Raw genomic sequence first — 15,643 nt, 5'->3', positions numbered from 1 at the left:
GCTACAGCCTAACGGCTGTCAGCCGGGTTTGCTCTGATACCTTGCCAGAAACAGCGCTATAGCTTCATCAATAATATGCGCCTGCTGTGCCGGGGTTTGTTGCTCCAGGCCAAACAGGCTGGGGTAAAACACAAAGGACTTTAGCTGGTAAATAAACTGCTTACCGGCAAAGGGGATATCGGCAATGTGAAGCACCCCGGCTGTGCAGGCGTCAGTTAAAAAGTTGTCTATATAGCGCTTGCAACCCAGGCTGCTATTGTTCATGTGTTGTGCCAGTTCCGGGCGTTGCATAACCTGCATAATGGCAATTTTAGCTACCCGCAAAAAAGCAGCAGAGCTAAGCAGCGCAACTTCATCTTGTGCTATACGGCGCAGCTGCTGCTCAATCGGTTGTGTAGCGTCAAAACGTACTTCGCCGCCCTCTGCCAGTTTGTCGAACATACGCTGCAGTATCGCCTGAAATAGCGCATCCTTAGTGGCGAAATGGTTGTATACCGTGCGTTTTGATACTTTAGCCTGCAGGGCCAGTTGGTCCATGCTGGTATGTTCCACACCGCTGCTGTGGAATAGTTCTTCTGCCGCATCAAGTATTTGCATGCGTTTTTTGTCAGTTAGTTTCATTGTTTTCGGCCTTGCATTAATGCAGCCATTGTAGCGCAGTACAGAAAAAACTGCACTAACCAGTTTACTTATGTGTTTTTGCATGTAAACTGCACGGTGTAGTTTATATATGGTGAGCTTATGCGCAAATTAATTAAACCACTAAGCTGGCTGCTGGGCAGCCTGGCACTGATAGGGGCAGGAATAGTGATGCTAAATACCAAGATCGTAGCAAACGTTGATGCAACAACGCTAACTGATGCCAGCCGGTATCAGCATGGTAAGTTTCATAATGTGCATGCCTTTGAACAACCGGGCTTACTGAAAACGCTGGAAATTACCAAACGTTATTTCACTGAGCCGGCAGTAGACAAAGTACCGGCGAAAACCATACCGCTATTGCCACTAAGCCGGCAGCAACTTGATGCCTTGCCGGACAATGACTTGCACTTTGTTAAGCTTGGGCATTCATCGGTACTGCTGAAAGTATATGGTGAATACTGGCTGCTGGACCCGGTATTTTCGCAGCGCGCGTCGCCGTTTTCTTTTTTAGGTCCGAAACGCTTTCACCAAACGCCAATCAGTATTGCTGAGCTGCCAGCCATTGCTAAAGTGCTGATCTCACATAACCACTATGATCATTTAGACAAAGCCAGCATTAAACAACTGGCGGCGAAAACCACGCAGTTTTTGGTGCCGCTGGGGGTAGAAACCGACTTACAAAAATGGGGCGTAGCAGCAGAGAAAATTCAGCGTTTTGACTGGTGGCAGGAGCAGGTCAGCGACAATGCGCTGATTGCCTTTACGCCAACGCAGCATTTCTCTGGCCGTGGTATTGGTGATGGCAATAATACGTTGTGGGGTTCCTGGGTAATTAAAACCCTGGCCGGTGCAGTGTATTTCAGTGGTGATTCCGGTTACTTTGATGGCTTTAAGCAAATAGGCAATAAATATGGCCCCTTTGATGTCAGCTTTATTGAAACCGGCGCTTACGATAACGACTGGGCGCATATTCATATGACGCCGGAGCAAAGCGTACAGGCCCACCTTGATGTAAAAGGCCAGGTTATGGTGCCGGTGCATAACGGCACTTTTGATTTAGCCTTTCATGCCTGGTATGAGCCACTTGAGCGGGTAAGTGCCGCCGCAGAACAAGCGGACACTGCATTGTTAACACCCGAGTTTGGCCGGGTGGTGTCTGTATCACAACTGCATAACACTGTGGCGCAAAACAGCTTTTGGTGGCGGGCGCTGATGCCACAGGCTGAACTGGCTGCTACCGGCGCTACTGCCGCGGCGGCACAATAAATCACGACCCGGCCGTTAAATGTATGCTTACCGGCCGGGCAATAGCGGTTTATCAACTTGCCCTGCGTTAAGATCCACACCCAGTGGCCATCTTTATGCTGCATGCGGCATTCCAGCTCATAATGCGCCAGTTCACCGTCAAAGTGCTGCTGTAACAGACGTTCAGAGCGTACTCTGTCACCGGCATACAGCCGTATGGCAGGATCGCCTGTCACCAGAGGGTTATTAGCAGATATAGCATCAATAAAAAAGCACCTGACATAACGTTAGGTGCTTTAGTATTCACTAACAAGTGTTAGATGTAATGCTTGTTATTTTGTTTAAACAGAATTAAACAGATTTTCTCTTACGACGAGCAGCAAAACCCATTAAGCCTAAAGCGAAAATAGCTAAAGAAGTTGGTTCAGCAACTGTAACCGCAGGAGCTGGAGAAGTTACTGTTGAAGAGAAGCTTTTTACATTAACGCTATCGTTTGTTAAACCTTGAGTAGAAAAGAACCACTCAGTCTCAGTTGTAATAAAATCAGCGTGTGTAACATTACCGATAATGTATAAGCCAGTAGAAGCACCTTGTGTACTATTTTGACGAATGCTTGTACCTGTAAAGGAAAATCCTTCTACAGTCCAAAGTTCAACGCCCACAATATTACTTAAAATTAAAGGGTTTTTTACGCTGAAAATAGAATCACTAGTGAAGTAATCTAAGTAATCGCCAGTAGCAAGAACGGGAAATAAAGTGCTGTTAAGGCTAAAATCAACTTGGGCAATTTCACCGTTTGCATTTAATGTAGTCTGACCAATACCAAACACATCAAAAGAGCCGTTAATACGTGTAATTGGTGTGGCGTTAGCTGTAGCAGTTATAAAAAGTAATAAACCAGCAGCAAACAATTTTTTTAACATGATATTTCCTTATTTCAATAATAATTAAAAAATTTAGTATGCATTCTTTAGTAAATGCTTTAGTTACATATAAAACATTGCTATGAATAGCGCTATATTAAAGCACTATATGTGCCATGTTTGTATGTTACTGTTTTTTTTATTTTTTTATTTTATTTTTCATTTTTGGGGTTGTAGCGTGTTATTTATATGAGAGTTATCTGTAAGAAAAACAGACGGTTAATTAACATACGATATCTAACGAATCCCCGCGAATAACGTAGATAAAACAATAGTTAGAATACGATCAGAGCTATTTTCAGGAAGTAGGGTAAAACGACAAGTCTTTAAAAATGGTGGCTCCGGCTGGGTGGCGCTAGTGTAGTAATAAAGCATAGCTTTATATGAGCAGAACGTGCAGCAGCTTTAGCTGCAAGGGGCAATAGTCCTCTGAGGGGTAACATGAAAGCGCAGCTTGAAATGGTGGCCCCAGCTGGACTCGAACCAGCGACCGATCGATTATGAGTCGAGCGCTCTAACCAACTGAGCTATGGGGCCATGTGAAACTGATTATATGGTTTTCAGGTGCATCCTATTTATATACCTATAGGAAACGGCTGGCAGTATAAGAAGTTTTCTCTGCTTTGTCATCCGGCTTGTGCCGGTTGAGACGATTAACTGCTGGTTTTTTAGACTGATAGAATAAAGGCGCCTGTCGGCGCCTTTATCTTTAGCATTAGCTTACTCGTCCAGGAAGCTTTTTAATACTTCTGAACGTGACGGGTGGCGCAGTTTACGCAGCGCTTTGGCTTCAATCTGACGGATCCGCTCGCGCGTTACGTCAAACTGTTTACCTACTTCTTCCAGCGTGTGGTCTGTATTCATATCAATACCAAAGCGCATCCGCAGTACCTTGGCTTCACGCGCCGTTAAACCGGCCAGCACTTCGTTGGTGGCGTTTTTCAGGCTTTCCATGGTGGCCGAATCCAGCGGTGATTCACCTGTGCTGTCTTCGATAAAGTCACCCAGATGCGAGTCTTCATCATCACCAATCGGCGTTTCCATTGAAATCGGCTCTTTGGCGATTTTCAGCACCTTGCGGATTTTATCTTCCGGCATTTGCATACGCTCGGATAATTCTTCCGGTGATGGCTCGCGGCCCATTTCCTGCAGCATCTGACGGGAAATACGGTTTAACTTGTTGATGGTTTCAATCATATGCACCGGAATACGGATGGTGCGGGCCTGATCCGCGATAGAGCGGGTAATGGCCTGCCGGATCCACCAGGTGGCGTAAGTAGAAAACTTGTAACCACGACGGTATTCAAACTTGTCTACTGCTTTCATCAAACCAATGTTACCTTCCTGAATTAAATCAAGGAACTGCAAACCACGGTTGGTGTATTTTTTCGCGATAGAGATAACCAGACGTAAGTTAGCTTCTACCATTTCTTTCTTGGCGCGGCGGGCTTTGGCTTCGCCAATCGACATACGACGGTTAATATCTTTAATTTTAAAGATACTTAAGCCGGTTTCTTCTTCAACTTTTTTCAGCTTTTCAATGCTGCGAACCAGTTCTTCCTGCATTTCCTGCAGTTTGGCAGAATAAGGTTTGTTAGCCGCAATTTCTGCTGATAACCAAGCAGTAGAAGTTTCAAAGCCGGTAAAGGCTTTAACGAAGTTTTTCTTCGGCATTTTGGCGTATTCAACGCAGTGCTTCATCACAATGCGTTCTTGCACCCGTACACGGTCCATCATTTCGCGCATGTTTTTAACCAGGCGATCGAACTGTTTTGGTACCAGACGGAAGCAGCGGAATACTTCGCTTAATTTTTCAATTTCTACTTTGGTGGTGGCGTGTTCACGGCCGTTTTTCACGATCGAGTTACGGGTAACGTCGTACTGGGTACGCAGTTCACCAAACTTCAGCCGCGCCATTTCCGGATCCGGGCCGCTATCGCCGTCGTCGGCATCAGCGTCGCCGTCTTCATCGTCATCGTCGCTGTCGTCATCGTCCAGCTTATCTTCTGGTACGTCTGAACCAATGTGGCTGCCAACGATAGGCGCCTCGTCGATATCATTCGGGTCAATAAAGGCGGTAACAATGTCGCTTAAGCGAATCTCTTCGGCTTCATATTTATCCCACTGTTCCAGCAGGTAAGTAATGGCTTCAGGATACTCGGCAACAGAGCTTTGTACTGTGTTGATGCCGTCTTCAATCCGCTTGGCAATGTCAATTTCGCCTTCGCGGGTCAGAAGCTCAACGGTGCCCATTTCACGCATGTACATCCGTACCGGGTCGGTAGTGCGGCCCAGTTCTTTGTCCACGCTGACTAAAGCTTGTGCCGCTTCTTCTACGGCGTCTTCATCTGTGGTGGCATCGGTCATGATCAGATCGTCGGCATCCGGTGCTGTTTCAAACACCTGGATCCCCATGTCATTGATCATGCGGATAATGTCTTCTATCTGATCTGAATCGATAATGTCTTGCGGCAGGTGATCATTCACCTCAGCAAAGGTAAGATAACCTTGCTCTTTACCTTTAATGATCAGGAGTTTTAGCTGCGACTGAGGATTTTGCTCCATAGAGACTTATCTTCCACCAATTTGATTAATGTAAAATTGCGAACTAGCGATTATAACAAAGCGCGGCTTTTCTAGCCAGCCGCATTAGTTCGCAAGCTTTGGTTTTTTGCTTTTCAGCGCTTGCAGCAGCAGTTTGTATTCGTGCCATTCGGCTTTACTCAGTTGCTGCAGTTTATCTTTTCGTTCCAGGGCTTCCAGCCGTTGTTGCAAATACTGATCTTCAATTGAGTGAAAAGTATCGACAAATTCCTGTGACAATTGTTCCGGCTCGATCTGGTGATCCCAAGCGGCCAGTGTCATTAAAATGCTGTGTTCGGGCAAATCGCGCCATTGTTCGATCAGCTGCGCCGTGGTTAAGTCCGGCTGTTGTTGCAGCCGTTGTTGCAGTGCCAGTAGCAGCCCAATACCCGGAATATTCGCTTCGCCAAGCTCTGGCGCATCCGGCATGACATTGGCTAAATTGGGGTACTGCAGCAATAAACCAATAGCACGGCGCATTGGTGTTATTTTCATCGCTGCCGGTTTTACCCGGTTTGATGCCCGGTTTACTGCCGCTTTTGTGCGCTCACGCGGCTTACCCAGCAGGTTAGCCAGTTTATCGCTTAAGCTGTCGCGGTAAAATTCGCTAGGTATTTGTTTAATTAGTTCTGCTGCTTTTACCGATAACGCTGATTTACCGGCATCAGTGGCCGGATCAAACTCCTGCACCAGATGCTCAAAAAAGTACTGGTTTAGCGGCATAGCGCTGGCAATACGTTGTAAAAACGCGTCTTTGCCTTCTTTTTGTACTAAAGAATCCGGGTCTTCGCCGTCTGGCAAAAACACGAAATTTAACTCTACGCCGTCTTTTAATTGCGGCAGGGCGCTTTGCAATGCACGCCAGGCGGCATCGCGACCGGCACGGTCACCGTCATAACAACACACTACCTTGGGCGTATAACGAAACAGCGTATGCATATGATCCGATGTAGTAGCTGTGCCCAAACAGGCTACGGCAAAGCGGATATCGTGCTCGGCCAGTGCTACTACATCCATATAACCTTCAACCACCAGTATTTGTTCCACATGGCCTGGTTGCTGGCGTACTTCATATAAGCCATACAGCTCGCGGCCTTTGTGAAACAGGCGGCTTTCCGGTGAATTTAAGTATTTCGGCGTGCCATCACCTAATACGCGACCACCAAAGGCAATAACCCGGCCGCGTTTGTCGCGGATAGGAAACATTAAGCGTTCGCGAAAGAAATCATACTCACGGCCGTTATCGTTGCGGTTTATCAACCGCAGTTCAAACAGCTGATCGCGTAGCGCTTTATGATTAGTCGGGCTTAAGCGTTTTAGCAGGTTATCCCAGCCGTCCGGCGCGTAACCAATGGCAAAATCGGCCAGGGTCTTGGAGCTTAAGCCGCGCTTTGCCACATATTGCTGCACCATACCGGCATTAGGGTGGCTTTGCAGCTGTTGCTGGTAAAACTCGGCCGCCTGCTGCATTAAATGGTAATCATCAGCCTGGGCGGCAGGGCGTTTGGGGCCGGCACCTTGCTCGCGTGGTACTTCCAGGTGGTGTTGCTGTGCCAATTCTTCAATGGCTTCAACAAATTCGAGTTGTTCAAACTCCATCATAAAGCTGATGGCATTACCGTGCGCACCGCAACCGAAGCAATGATAAAACTGCTTGTCGGGGCTAACAGTAAAAGAGGGCGACTTTTCGCTATGGAACGGGCAGCAGGCGGCGTAGTTTCTACCGGCTTTTTTCAGCGGTACGCGCTGGTCAATCAGTTCAACGATGTCGGTGCGGGCCAACAACTCGTCGATAAACTGTCTGGGGATTTGTCCTGCCACCTTTTTCCTTCGGCGTTATTCAGAAAAAGACAAACCGTGCCTTGCGGGCACGGTATGCAGATGTCAACTTTGCGCTGTTACGTCGGGCTTTATTTATGCTAATAAAGCATGCTGTTATTACAGCTGGGCTGGCAAACATAAGGCACAGCCAAAGCACCGGTGTCGCTAAGCAGGTACTATAAGCAGTTAATGCTTAGTACAGCTTGATGCGACGTGCGTTTTCGCGAGACAGCTTCTTAGCGTGACGCTTAACAGCTGCTGCTTTTTTACGCTTACGAATCCAGGTTGGCTTCTCGTAGAATTCTTTAGCGCGTACGTCAGCTAATACACCAGCTTTTTCGCATGAGCGCTTGAAACGACGTAATGCTACGTCAAACGGTTCGTTTTCTTTTACTTTAACAACAGGCATTAAATTCTCACCTCAGGGCCAAATTGGTTATCTGTGAACCAATACGATTAAAAATGGTGCGGCATTTTACGCAAAAAGACAGGGCGATGTAAAGCAGTTCTGCGATCTAAATCCGATCCTCTGGCTCTGAGTGAACTGAGCCGGTACAATGGCCGCCATTTTAGCCGATTTGAGACACAGATGCGAGTTTTAGGTATAGAAACATCCTGCGATGAAACCGGTATTGCCGTTTATGACGACAAGCTGGGGTTGTTAAGCCATGTACTGTACAGCCAGATCCCACTGCATGCCGATTACGGCGGTGTAGTGCCGGAGCTGGCCTCGCGCGATCATATCCGTAAAACCATACCGCTGATACAACAAGCGCTGCGCGAAGCCAATTGCGCTGCCGCCGATATTGATGGCGTAGCCTATACCGCAGGCCCGGGTTTAGCCGGTGCTTTGCTGGTAGGTGCGGCTATTGGCCGCTCTTTAGCAATGGCCTGGGGTAAGCCGGCACTGGCGGTGCATCATATGGAAGGCCATTTATTGGCACCGATGCTGGAAGCGAACCCGCCGCAGTTTCCGTTTCTGGCACTGTTGGTATCCGGTGGCCACACCCAGTTAGTGGCGGTAGAAGGTATTGGCCGCTACGAGCTGTTAGGTGAGTCTATTGATGATGCTGCAGGCGAGGCCTTTGATAAAACCGCCAAACTCATGGGGCTGGATTACCCCGGCGGCCCGTTGTTAGCTAAGCTGGCCGTGCAGGGCGACAGTAAAAAGTACAAGTTCCCGCGGCCAATGACAGACCGGCCGGGGCTCGATTTTAGCTTTAGCGGCTTAAAAACCTCAGCGGCGAACGTAATAGCCAAAGAAGGTAGCAGTGCGCAGGTGCAGGCTGATATCGCCGCATCGTTTCAGCAGGCTGTGGTAGATACCCTGGTAATTAAATGCGAGCGGGCGCTGGTGCAAACCGGTTATAAACGCCTGGTTATTGCCGGTGGTGTGAGTGCCAATACGTCGTTGCGTGAGCAATTAGCGCAGTTACTGAAACGCCATGGTGGCGAAGTGTTTTATCCGCGTAAAGAATTTTGCACCGACAATGGTGCCATGATAGCACTGGCCGGTTACTACCGTTTAGCGGCCGGGCAGCAGCAGGATTTAACAATTGGGGTAACACCGCGCTGGCCAATGCAGGAGTTGCCGGCAGTTTAAACGATGGTGTTAAGCCTGTAGTTTGGCTGAAGGTTGGAATCCCGATTTGGGCGCCACAGAGTGTCTGAGCGAACGCGCAAGCGGTAGCGAGTTGCTGTGGCGAGCCAAGGCGGGAGTTGCAACCGAAAGCGAACACTGAGTTGCCGTTAACTCACTCCTGAATCCGCTTGGACTTATCCCACACCTTACTTTCTTTGCCACGGTACAGCCGTACGATATTCTCGCGGTGGCGTATAATAATCAGAATACTAAGCATTAACACCGGCACGGTATACAACGGTTTAATAAACCAGGTAAAAATTGGTGCTAAGGTAACGGTTAAAATAGCCGCCAGCGATGAATAGCCACTGATTGCCACAATAATCAGCCAACTGGCGATCAGTAAACCGGCTAAATCCAGCCCGATAGGCATCATGGCACCAAAGGCTGTAGCCACAGCTTTACCACCCTGAAAACCAAAAAACAGCGGGAAAATATGCCCCAGGCAGGCACAGATCGCTATCAGCCCCAGATATAGTGGTTCTATTTGCAAAAAGTAGGAACCCCACACCGGAATAGTGCCTTTTAAAATATCAAACAGCAGCACCAGTACGGCTGGCAGCTTGCCGCCTAAACGTAGTACGTTGGTGGCGCCGGGGTTGCCGGAGCCATGTAAGCGGGGATCAGGTAAGCGAAACAGCTTGCTGACCAGCACTGCCGACGAAACGGAGCCACAAAGATAGGCTGCCAGCATCATAATTCCAATCAGCGGGGTCATTAAGGCGGTTCCTCAGCACCAGTTTTTACGTTAAGATTGCAGCCTGATTTAAGGCCAGCAGATTATAGGGTTTTCGCGGTTTTACCTATCCGACCAGCCTACCTGAAACGAGAAATAACGCAATGCGGATGTAACTGAATGGACATAGTTTTTATAAAACAGCTACAAGTAGATACCGTGATTGGCGTTTACGACTGGGAGAAAACCATTCAGCAACGCTTGTTGTTAGATTTGGAGCTGATGACTGATATCAGTAATGCAGCAAAGCAGGATGATATTCGCCAGACACTGGATTACGCCGTTATTGCCCAGCGTGTTATCGGTTTAATTACCGCCCAGCCACTGGAGCTGATTGAAACAGTAGCTGAGCGTGTGGCGCAATTGCTGCTAAATGAATTTGCTACCACTCAGGTTAAAGTGTCAGTGCAAAAGCCGGGCGCACTGGAGCAGGCAGAAACGGTTGGCGTTACTATAGTGCGGAGCCGCAGCTGATGGCGCGGATCTATATCAGTATCGGCAGCAATATCAATCGTAGTTATCATATTCAGGCAGCAGTCAGCGCACTTACGCAACACTTTGGCCCGCTTACGCTGTCATCAGTGTATGAAAGTGAGGCCGTTGGTTTTGCCGGTAGCGCTTTTTACAATATGGTTGTTGCGGTTAACACCACCTTATCTATAGCCGATTGCGTGGGCTTATTTAAGCAAATTGAAGACAGCTATGGCCGTGACAGAACGGCGGCAAAGTTCAGCGGCCGCTCGCTGGATCTGGATTTACTGACTTACGATGATGTGGTGTGTCAGCAACCGGTAGAGTTGCCTCGGGCAGAAATTACAGAAAATGCCTTTGTATTGTTGCCACTGGCTGAAATTGCACCTGATGTAATACACCCGCTTACCGGGCTCAGTTATAGTGAATTGTGGCAACAGTATTCGAAACAACAAAAATTATGGCCGGTGCCATTTAACTGGAGCAAGTAACTGTGAGTACAGTGGAAGTTATTATTCTGGCCATTATTCAGGGCCTGACCGAGTTTTTACCTATTTCCTCTTCTGCCCATCTTATCCTGCCATCAGCGATGTTTGGCTGGGAAGATCAGGGCCTGGTATTTGATGTCGCAGTACATGTCGGCACTTTACTGGCGGTAATGTTGTATTTTCGCCGTGATATCGCCAATTTAACCGTGGGCTGGGTGCAGTCATTGGGTGGTAAACACAGCACTGACAGCAAACTTGCCTGGTGGGTTATTCTGGCAACTATTCCGGCTGGTTTAGCCGGTTTGCTGGCCGCAGATTTAATAGAAACTTTCCTGCGCTCGCCTTATGTTATTGCTATTACCACTATAGTGTTTGGCCTGGCGCTTTGGCTGGCAGACGCGACAGCAAAGCAAATGCAAACTATGGAGCAGTTAACCTGGAAGCAGGCATTGCTGATTGGTATTGCTCAGGCATTGGCATTGATCCCGGGAACCTCACGTTCAGGCGTTACCATGACAGCGGCATTAATGCTGGGGTTGGACAGAGTCAGTGCTGCACGTTTTTCTTTTTTGCTGTCAATTCCCATTATTGTATTAAGTGGCGCTTATCAGGGTACTAAGTTGCTGGCTGAACCCACACACTACGATGTTACCGCTATTTTACTGGGCACAGGGTTGTCTTTTGCCAGTGCTTTTATCTGTATTCACCTGTTTTTAAAAGTGATAGAGCGCATGGGCATGCTGCCGTTTGTGATCTACCGGCTGATCCTGGGTGTGGTGTTACTGGCGGTGCTTAGCAGCACGGCGTAGGGTTGCACACAGCGTCTACGGCGCAGCGGTTTTAAGCTGCGCTTTCGCTGTTTTAATGGCATTTAAACGTGCCCGCTGTAAGCCTTGTTTAATGGCTTCACCCGTCAAGCCCTGCGCTATCAGGTGTTTGGCATTAACGCTGCGGGCAGCATCCGCTAATATAGTTAAGTAAGCCGCTTGCGGATATTCAGCCTGTTCAAAGCCGGTACGGCCGCGTAAGTCTGCGGTGCAGCACAGCAATATTGCCTCCAGCCGCTCTGGCTTGCGCCATAAATCTATTGCATCAAAAAGTTTTAATACCGTGCTGCTTTTCAGTTCGCGGGCGCGGTGCACCAGTTGATGATATTCACACACCAGCAGTGCCAGATCGCGGCAATCATTTGGTACCCGTAAACGTTCGCATAACTGCTTAATTAGCGGTAAACCGGTATGTTCATGGCCATGATGCGCCGGCCAGAGTTCAGGTTTGGTAACGCCTTTGCCCAAATCATGCACCAGCACAGCAAAACGGATATCCAGCCGCGGCGATAACACAGCGGCTTGCTGTAACACCATTAGGGTATGCACGCCGGTATCAATTTCCGGATGCCACTGAGGCGGTTGCGGTACGCCCCACAAAGCAGCCAGTTCCGGCATCAGTGCTTGCAGGGCGCCGGTGTCGTATAATAGCTGAAAATAGGCCTGTGGCGTTTGTTCGCTAAGCGCTTTGGCGGTTTCCTGCCATACCCGCTCGGGTGTCAGCGTAGTAAGCTCGCTGCTTAACTGCTGCATTAAAGTTTGTGTTTCGGTTGCAACGCTAAAGCCCAAATGGGCATAGCGGGCATAAAAGCGCGCTACCCGCAGTACGCGCAGTGGATCTTCGGCAAAAGCGTCTGATACATGGCGTAAGATTTTATGCTGAATGTCGTCGGCACCGCCAAAAGGGTCAACCAGGCTGCCGTCATCAGCCTGCGCAATGGCATTGATAGTGAGATCGCGGCGCAGTAAGTCTTGTTCCAGTGTCACATCGGGTGCGGCATATACGGTAAAGCCGGTATAGCCTTTACCGCTTTTCCGTTCAGTGCGGGCCAGGGCATGCTCTTCTTTAGTTTGCGGGTGCAAAAAAACCGGAAAGTCTTTGCCCACCTGCTGGTAGCCCAGCTCAAGCATTTGTTGGGGGGTAGCGCCCACCACTACCCAGTCCCGCTCGTGAAACGGGTAACCTAGAAGACTGTCACGTACTGCACCACCGACCAGATATCGTTGCACCGGCTTTCCTGTTGGCTGATTTTTTGCCATTATACCTGTCGTCTTTCAAAATGCACGGTCGCAACAAATGGCGGCGCCCTAACCAGCAGGAAGCAGTATGTATACCGGATTTTTCGGCTTAACCAGTGCCCCGTTTTCCATCGCGCCTAACCCGGAGTTTATGTATTTAAGCCCCCGCCATGCCGAAGCGCTGGCGCATCTACGTTTTGGTTTGGGCGAGGCCGGGGGGTTTGTGCTGCTTACCGGTGAAGTGGGTACCGGTAAAACCACGGTATCGCGCTGCTTATTACAGGAACTGGACGAGCGTGCCGAAGTGGCCTTTATTTTAAACCCGACCTTATCGGAGCTGGAGTTATTGGCAGCGATTTGTGATGAGCTGAAAATCCGCTATAAAAAAACCGATGCCAGTTTAAAACTGTTGGGCGATAAAATAAAAGCCCGCTTACTGAAAAACCATGAGGCCGGCAAACATACGTTGCTGATTATCGACGAGGCCCAGCATCTGCAACCGGCGGTGCTGGAGCAATTACGTTTGCTCACCAATCTCGAAACCAATACCCGCAAGTTGCTGCAGGTAATTTTAATTGGCCAGCCAGAGTTGCAGCTACTGTTAAAACGCAACGATTTGCGTCAGTTAGCCCAGCGCATTACCGCGCGCTATCACTTGTTACCGCTGAACCTGGATGAGGTAAGACATTATCTGAAATTCCGCCTGCAGGTTGCCGGGTGCAGCAGACCGGTATTCAGCGATGGTGCAGTAAAGCGTTTGTATCAGCTAAGCGGGGGTATACCGCGGTTAGTTAACCTGATGGCAGACAGGGCACTGCTTGGCGCCTACAGCCAGCAACAAGCTATCGTTAGTGATAAGCTGGTAAGCCGTGCTGCCGGTGAAATTTTGCCGCTGTCAGATCAGGTAGCCAAAGCGGCATTACCGCGCTGGTTCTGGCCTGTATTGGGCGTTTGCGCTATAGTGCTGGGCTTTAGCCTGGCACTGATTATTATGCCGTTGCTGCAAAGCCAATAAAGTGAAGTAGAGAAGCTTATGTCGATTTTAATGGAAGCACTGAAACAGCAGAATCAGCACACGCCCGTTGCTGCTGATAGCGGTGCTTTTTGGCGTAAGCTGGCCCTAATATTGGCGCTGCTACTGGCCGGTTGCGTGGGCGCTGCGGCCGCTTATTGGCTTATGCCACCGGCCCGGCCAGAACCTGTCCCGGCGGCAGACGCTGTTAGCCCGGCACAGCCAGTGAATATTTTTGCAGCACTGAGCGAGGCAGACAGTAAAGCTGCTGCCAGTGCAGCTGCAACGGCTATTGATAGCAAAATTACCCTGGCGATAAAACCGCTGCCAGAGCCGGTAAAGGAAGAATTTACTTCATTGCCGTCAGTGACAACCGTGACGGCAGGTACCGCAGCAGCAGAGCCACAACCCTTAGCTTTGCCTGAGCCGGAAATATCCGGTGAACTGCGCGACAAGTTTGCTTCTGCATTAAAAGCAACTGAAAACACCCGCGCCAACAACACTACACTGCGCAGCCACAATGCCCCGGCTACCGATATTCACAGCCTGGATGCACAGTTGCAGCAACAAATTCCCCCGCTGCGGTTTGATGCCCACGTTTATGCCACCAGCGTCAGCCAGCGCTGGGTTAAGGTAAATGGTAAAACCTTGCAGGAAGGGCAGTGGGTTACTGCGGATATCCGGATTAAAGAAATTACCCCACAGTATGTACTGTTAGAGCTGGGTACGCAGTTATTTAGTGTGGCAGCGTTAACTGAATGGCCTGCGGGCTGATTCAGATATAGTTTTTTACATCCAGGCCGAATTTCTTCAGATCAACGCAGCTGTCTATCTGCTCTTCCTGCTGGCGTGACAAGTCGAGGATTTTAGGCGGAATATGGTGTTGGTGCACACTGTGATAAAACACTTTGACCTTGGGTAATAACGGTTTTTTGGCGTTATTTTCCAGTACCAGCGCCAGCTTGCCGCTGCTCAGTTTAACTACTGATCCCGGTGGATAAATACCAATACATTTAATAAACAGTTGCAACAGTTCGGCATCCAGCTGATGGGGTGTGCGTTCCAATAACTGCCGGGATGCTGCCAGCGGGCCAAGTTTAGGTGCCAGTGATGCGGTCAGTTTCTCGTAAGCGTTAACTATTGCCAGCATCCGGCTGCCTTTTTCTATTTGCCGTGCGGCAATTTTTGGCACGCCGCTGCCATCCAGATGGGCACAATGCTGGCTGATCCATAACGACACTTCGCCAGCCAGTTTCGCCGTTTTCTGCAGGGCATTTAAACTGGCCGGAATTGCCAGATGATCTGCCATTTGCAGATAATCCGGGCTGATGGCTTTACCTATATCATGTAATAAGGCCGCTGTTATCAGTGACTGCACTTTATGTGACGGTAAGTTCAGGTAGCGCGCAAAAGCCGCCATATACACAGCACAGCTGATACTGTGTTGCAGTAAGCTGTCGCTTTGCTCTGCTATGCGGTTAAGGCACAGCAATACATCCTGATTACGGCTGATAGATTCTGCCAGCCCGGCACTGACTTCATGTACCAGTGTCAGATCAATGTGGTTGTCGCTACGCACAGCGTCCAGCATTTGACGTTGTACGCGCTGGGTTTGCAGCAGGGTTTTTTCTGCTCTAGGCCATTCATCGGCAAATAGTACCCGGGGGGCGAAGTCTTCTGCTGGGGCAATTGGCTCGGCAGGTGGTGTAGCGGGGGCAGTGGTTATCGCTTTTTCCGGGTCGATCAGTACTACTTTAACGCCTTTTTTCCGCAGTATTTCTATCGCTTGTCTGGTGCGAACCCAGCCTGCATGTTTGACGACAATATCACCTGACTGTTGTAATACCTGCACAACATAACTGCCCGGTTGTAAATCAGATATATTAACTTCCTGATATGCCATCTATTTTGTAGTCCAAAACCGCCCTTGAGCCCAGCCCGCCATTTTACCTTAAGTAACCTTAACTATAAATTAACAACGAGATGATTTGTCATAATATCGCGATAGCACAA

15 protein-coding genes, 1 tRNA gene and 1 pseudogene are annotated in these 15,643 nt (G+C 49.0%); 7 read left to right on the top strand and 10 right to left on the bottom strand.

What is annotated here, in order from left to right; genetic code table 11:
* Positions 1-18 precede the first annotated feature (18 nt).
* Positions 19-621: a TetR/AcrR family transcriptional regulator gene (locus tag BLW68_RS18320; RefSeq protein WP_092796461.1), complete on the bottom strand. Its 603-nt coding sequence runs from the start codon at positions 619-621 to the stop codon at positions 19-21.
* A 120-nt stretch (positions 622-741) separates the two neighbouring features.
* On the opposite strand from BLW68_RS18320, the gene BLW68_RS18315 reads away from it, so the two are divergent.
* On the top strand, positions 742-1,908 hold the full coding sequence (locus BLW68_RS18315) for an MBL fold metallo-hydrolase (protein ID WP_092796409.1): 1,167 nt from the start codon (positions 742-744) through the stop codon (positions 1,906-1,908).
* A 62-nt stretch (positions 1,909-1,970) separates the two neighbouring features.
* Here the strand turns inward: BLW68_RS18315 and BLW68_RS21695 are convergent.
* The 6 genes and pseudogenes from BLW68_RS21695 to rpsU form a co-directional block, all read right to left on the bottom strand.
* Positions 1,971-2,123, bottom strand: a pseudogene (locus BLW68_RS21695) (PAS domain-containing protein); the annotation flags it as partial.
* Between the two features lie 115 nt (positions 2,124-2,238).
* Positions 2,239-2,811 carry a PEP-CTERM sorting domain-containing protein gene (locus tag BLW68_RS18305; RefSeq protein WP_092796405.1) on the bottom strand — a complete coding sequence of 191 codons (573 nt, stop codon included), beginning with the start codon at positions 2,809-2,811 and terminating at the stop codon, positions 2,239-2,241.
* A gap of 460 nt (positions 2,812-3,271) precedes the next feature.
* Positions 3,272-3,348: transfer RNA gene (locus BLW68_RS18300), tRNA-Ile, on the bottom strand.
* A 183-nt stretch (positions 3,349-3,531) separates the two neighbouring features.
* Positions 3,532-5,376 carry an RNA polymerase sigma factor RpoD gene (gene rpoD, locus BLW68_RS18295; RefSeq protein WP_092796403.1) on the bottom strand — a complete coding sequence of 615 codons (1,845 nt, stop codon included), beginning with the start codon at positions 5,374-5,376 and terminating at the stop codon, positions 3,532-3,534.
* Positions 5,377-5,460: 84 nt separating this feature from the next.
* Complete coding sequence (gene dnaG, locus BLW68_RS18290; protein ID WP_092796401.1) at positions 5,461-7,215, bottom strand: DNA primase; 1,755 nt, start codon at positions 7,213-7,215, stop codon at positions 5,461-5,463.
* Between the two features lie 193 nt (positions 7,216-7,408).
* A complete protein-coding gene (gene rpsU, locus BLW68_RS18285) occupies positions 7,409-7,624 on the bottom strand; it encodes a 30S ribosomal protein S21 (RefSeq protein WP_027671378.1) in 216 nt (71 codons plus the stop codon).
* 180 nt (positions 7,625-7,804) lie between these two features.
* On the opposite strand from rpsU, the gene tsaD reads away from it, so the two are divergent.
* Complete coding sequence (gene tsaD, locus BLW68_RS18280) at positions 7,805-8,818, top strand: tRNA (adenosine(37)-N6)-threonylcarbamoyltransferase complex transferase subunit TsaD (protein WP_092796399.1); 1,014 nt, start codon at positions 7,805-7,807, stop codon at positions 8,816-8,818.
* Between the two features lie 151 nt (positions 8,819-8,969).
* On the opposite strand, the gene plsY is transcribed toward tsaD, so the two are convergent.
* The gene (plsY, locus tag BLW68_RS18275) at positions 8,970-9,575 is read right to left on the bottom strand and encodes a glycerol-3-phosphate 1-O-acyltransferase PlsY (RefSeq protein WP_092796397.1); all 606 of its coding nucleotides are present in this window, start codon (positions 9,573-9,575) and stop codon (positions 8,970-8,972) included.
* A gap of 138 nt (positions 9,576-9,713) precedes the next feature.
* Here plsY and folB point away from each other — a divergent pair, with 138 nt between their 5' ends.
* Genes folB through BLW68_RS18260 form a run of 3 tightly spaced genes read left to right on the top strand, consistent with a single transcriptional unit; the run spans position 9,714 to position 11,361 of the window.
* Positions 9,714-10,067, top strand: coding sequence for a dihydroneopterin aldolase (gene folB / locus BLW68_RS18270; RefSeq protein WP_092796395.1), 354 nt, complete (start codon positions 9,714-9,716; stop codon positions 10,065-10,067).
* Positions 10,067-10,555, top strand: a complete 489-nt coding sequence (gene folK / locus BLW68_RS18265; protein ID WP_092796393.1) for a 2-amino-4-hydroxy-6-hydroxymethyldihydropteridine diphosphokinase — start codon at positions 10,067-10,069, stop codon at positions 10,553-10,555. Before folB ends, folK begins: the two co-directional genes overlap by 1 nt.
* 2 nt (positions 10,556-10,557) lie before the next feature.
* Positions 10,558-11,361 (top strand): undecaprenyl-diphosphate phosphatase, encoded by an 804-nt coding sequence (locus BLW68_RS18260; RefSeq protein ID WP_092796391.1) that lies wholly within the window; start codon positions 10,558-10,560, stop codon positions 11,359-11,361.
* A gap of 15 nt (positions 11,362-11,376) precedes the next feature.
* On the opposite strand, the gene BLW68_RS18255 is transcribed toward BLW68_RS18260, so the two are convergent.
* On the bottom strand, positions 11,377-12,609 hold the full coding sequence (locus BLW68_RS18255) for a multifunctional CCA addition/repair protein (RefSeq protein ID WP_177172288.1): 1,233 nt from the start codon (positions 12,607-12,609) through the stop codon (positions 11,377-11,379).
* A gap of 97 nt (positions 12,610-12,706) precedes the next feature.
* Here BLW68_RS18255 and BLW68_RS18250 point away from each other — a divergent pair, with 97 nt between their 5' ends.
* Positions 12,707-13,633, top strand: coding sequence for an ExeA family protein (locus BLW68_RS18250; protein ID WP_092796388.1), 927 nt, complete (start codon positions 12,707-12,709; stop codon positions 13,631-13,633).
* A gap of 18 nt (positions 13,634-13,651) precedes the next feature.
* Positions 13,652-14,404, top strand: a complete 753-nt coding sequence (locus BLW68_RS18245; RefSeq protein ID WP_092796386.1) for a general secretion pathway protein GspB — start codon at positions 13,652-13,654, stop codon at positions 14,402-14,404.
* A 1-nt stretch (position 14,405) separates the two neighbouring features.
* Here the strand turns inward: BLW68_RS18245 and BLW68_RS18240 are convergent, their stop codons facing one another.
* The gene (locus tag BLW68_RS18240) at positions 14,406-15,533 is read right to left on the bottom strand and encodes an HD-GYP domain-containing protein (protein ID WP_092796384.1); all 1,128 of its coding nucleotides are present in this window, start codon (positions 15,531-15,533) and stop codon (positions 14,406-14,408) included.
* Positions 15,534-15,643: the final 110 nt, after the last annotated feature.

The organism is Rheinheimera pacifica (assembly GCF_900108485.1).
Lineage (GTDB): Bacteria > Pseudomonadota > Gammaproteobacteria > Enterobacterales > Alteromonadaceae > Alishewanella > Alishewanella pacifica.
Note: the sequence above shows the minus strand (reverse complement) of the source record. Positions and strands in the feature narration are given on the sequence as shown.